Annotated in this window: 3 protein-coding genes and 1 pseudogene; 1 reads left to right on the forward strand and 3 read right to left on the reverse strand. The window is 71.1% G+C overall.

The genetic code is table 11. The features are described 5' to 3' along the window. The 3 genes from I53_RS34965 to I53_RS08605 all read right to left on the reverse strand — a co-directional run. Positions 1–1,003 (reverse strand): cation transporter (locus tag I53_RS34965; RefSeq protein WP_083936002.1); only part of this gene is annotated, 1,003 nt, incomplete at its 3' end. Between the two features lie 89 nt (positions 1,004–1,092). Then, a complete protein-coding gene (locus I53_RS08600; RefSeq protein ID WP_043349196.1) occupies positions 1,093–1,722 on the reverse strand; it encodes a flavin reductase family protein in 630 nt (209 codons plus the stop codon). A gap of 11 nt (positions 1,723–1,733) precedes the next feature. Then, on the reverse strand, positions 1,734–2,297 hold the full coding sequence (locus I53_RS08605; protein ID WP_043349198.1) for a nitroreductase: 564 nt from the start codon (positions 2,295–2,297) through the stop codon (positions 1,734–1,736). A gap of 153 nt (positions 2,298–2,450) precedes the next feature. Here I53_RS08605 and I53_RS08610 point away from each other — a divergent pair. After that, positions 2,451–2,989 (forward strand): annotated as a pseudogene (locus tag I53_RS08610) (hypothetical protein); the annotation flags it as partial.

A 2,989-nucleotide genomic window follows, 5' to 3' on the forward strand; every position in this document is an offset into this window, starting at 1 on the left:
GGATCTGGCTCACCATCTCGGCCGGGGCGGCCCGATCCATCAGGCCGTCCACCGATTCCCGGACCATGCGGAAGCCGGACCAGAGGATGTTGAGCGCCACGAGCCCGGCCACGACGGGGTCGAGGACCGGGTACCCGGTCAGGATGACGGCGCCGACGCCGGCAAGGACACCGCAGGACGTGACAACGTCGGCGAAGACGTGACGCGCATCGGCGATCAGAGCCGGCGAACGCCAGCGCTTGCCCCACCGCATGAGTGCCACCGCACTGGCATAGGCCGACACGGCCTGCGGCGCGGCGGCGTTATCCTGGCGCAGGCCGGTCAGGTCGGTGGCGGCCGCGCCCTGTGCGGCCGCCGAGAGGCTGGCATACAGTTCGGCAGCGCTACGCGGCCGTCCGGCGCGGTCGTAGAACAGAGCCCGGTTCGCGGCGGCCGCCTCCGGCAGGTCGAGGGCGGCGGCGCGCTCCGGGAAGGCGCGGGCCGTCGAGATCAGGGCCGCGGCACCCTTCGCGCCCAGCACATGCGCCGCATAGAGGTCGCCCGCGGTCGGCTCGCGGCCGAGGGCGCTCGTCAGGGCGTCCGCATTTTGCTGGGTCAGGGCGCCGGCCAGCGTGGCGGAGATCTTGGGATCGCGGCGCAGGTCGAGGATCGCCTGCCGCTGGCTCGCGTCGGGGACCGTATAGGTCCCGTCCGACTGTCGGGTGATGGCTTCGGCCTGGGCCTGCAGACCGAGCCGCGGCCCGGCATTCTTCATCACGCCGAGCCAGGTCTGCTCGATGAACTGGAACAGCCCGGTGGCGGAGGAGGTCCCCGCCTTGGCGGCGGGATCGAGGGCCGATTCACGCCGCGCCGTGGCGAGGAGATAGTCGAAGCCGACGCCGCTCGCCGTCGCTCCGTCACGGATCGCCTGGACGACCGGCCCCGAGGCGGGCGCGGCCGGCAGGGACCGCGCCTGGGGCGGCGGGCTCTCCGGTGGGCTCGACGGCGTGGTGAACAGGAACATCCGGGCGCGCACGGGAGTGGGGACCGTCCGAACCTGCGCCCGCTATGGTAAACAAGTCCTCAATCGACGGTGCGCGGCCCGATCCTGTTTCAGGACCCGGTGAACTCCCCGGCGCCCTTCGGCCGGCGCATCTGGAACCGGGTGTCGGCCGTGACGTGGAAGTAGTCGAAGTATCCGCCACGCATGATCGGATGCATCGCCGCCGTATCGACCATGCCGTCGACCACGTAGCGTGGATCGATATAGATCGACACGACTTGGCCGATCACCAGGAAATTCTCGGCCTCGCCGCCCTCGAGGGGGACCAGCGGCACGGTCTGCAACCAGCGGCATTCCAACGCCGCCGGCGAGGCGGCCACCCGCGGTGGGCGAACCTTATGCGAGGGCGCGGTCTCCAGCTTGGCGAAGGCGAACTCGCTCGTTCCGCGCGGCAGCGGCGCCGAGGAATCGTTCATCCCGTCGCGCAGATCCCAGGTCGCGAGACTGCAGACGAATTCCTGCCCCTCCTCGGCGAAGGTCATCGCGTCCTTGCGGCCCGTGGAGGAGAACGCGACCATGTTGTCGGCCACGGCGTTGAAGAACGAGTAGGGCGCGAGGTTCACCGCGCCCGCACGGTTCATGGCGCTGATCCAGCCGATCGGCCGGGGCGCGACGATGGCCTTGAGCGGATTGTGCGGGAGGGCGCGCGCCTCCCGAGGCAGCGCGAGATCGTAATGCACGGCCGGTCCCTTCAGAGGTAGGTGACGATGTCGTCGAGCGCCGGCCGCGGCCGGTCGGAGGGCACCTCGCGCGCCCGGCCGATATGGACGAAGCCCGCCAGTTTCTCGGTCGGCGCCAAGCCCAGTGCGTCGAGGACGCGACGGTCGTAGGCGAACCATTCCGTCAGCCAGGAGGTCGCGAAACCGGCGGCATTCGCCGCGATCACGAGGTTCATGGTGGCGGCACCGGCGGAGAGCACCTGCTCCCATTCCGGGATCTTCACATGCGGCCCAGCTCGCGAGACCACCGCGACGACCACCGGCGCGTGGGTCAGGCGCGCCCGCTCTTGCGCGAGCCGCTCCGGCGAGGCGTCCGGATTGTCCGCCGCGAAGGTCGACGCAATGATCTCGCCCGCCCGCGACCGCGCCTCCCCGCCGATCACGATGAAGCGCCAGGGCGCGAGCTTGCCGTGGTCGGGCACGCGGGAGGCCGCGGTCAGGATTGCCTCCAGCTGCGCGCGATCCGGGCCCGGCTCGTCCAGCAGCGGCGGCGGCACCGAACGTCGGGTCTTCAGGAGATCGAGGGTGGCGGTCATGCGCTCCGTCCCGGTATCGCGTCCCGTGGGGGATGTGGCATGCGCGGGCCTCCGGTGGAAGTGCGGCCTTGCCACCGCCATGGTCCGGAGGCACAGGCAGCCCCGGACGATCCGGCGTCCGAGCTGGGGCAAAGGGTTGAGAGAGGCCGACCGATGCGCATGAGGCTTGCCGCGACGGCGCTGGCGATTCTCGCTGCCGGCCTGCTGCCCGCATCCGCCCAGCAGGACCCGTTCCAGAACCGGCTCGGCGGCGCCCTCCCCTCGCCGTCGATAACCACGCCGAACCTGCCGCCATCCCTGCCGGCCGCCGAGCCGGAGGCGCAGCTGTCCCTGTCGGCGCTTCTGTCCGGGCCGGGCACACCCCTGCGCCAGGGGCTGGCATGGCGCATCTACGAGGACCGGGGCGACGGCACCCGCCCCGCGATCGTCGCCCGTTCCAACGAGGCGGAGCCGCATTTCAACCTCGCCCCGGGCACCTATGTGGCGACCGTGACCTACGGTTTCGCCAGCGCCTCCAAGCGGCTCGTGATGGGTGGCCAGCCGACCACCGATACGCTGCGGGTGGCAGCCGGCGCACTGAAGCTTGCGGGCGCCGTGGGGGACCAGAAAATCCCGCCCGGCCCAATGATGTTCTCGGTCTTCGTGCCGGGGGGGACCATTTCCGAGGGCGCCTCGTCCGCTCCGGGAATCAA

The sequence above is a fragment of the Methylobacterium sp. B1 genome, assembly GCF_000333255.1.
Lineage (GTDB): Bacteria > Pseudomonadota > Alphaproteobacteria > Rhizobiales > Beijerinckiaceae > Methylobacterium > Methylobacterium fujisawaense.

What these genes read in the sequence shown, in the direction of transcription:
- I53_RS08605 (WP_043349198.1), bottom strand. Translation starts at nt 2,297, where the DNA reads ATGACCGCCACCCTCGATCTCCTGAAGACCCGACGTTCGGTGCCGCCG.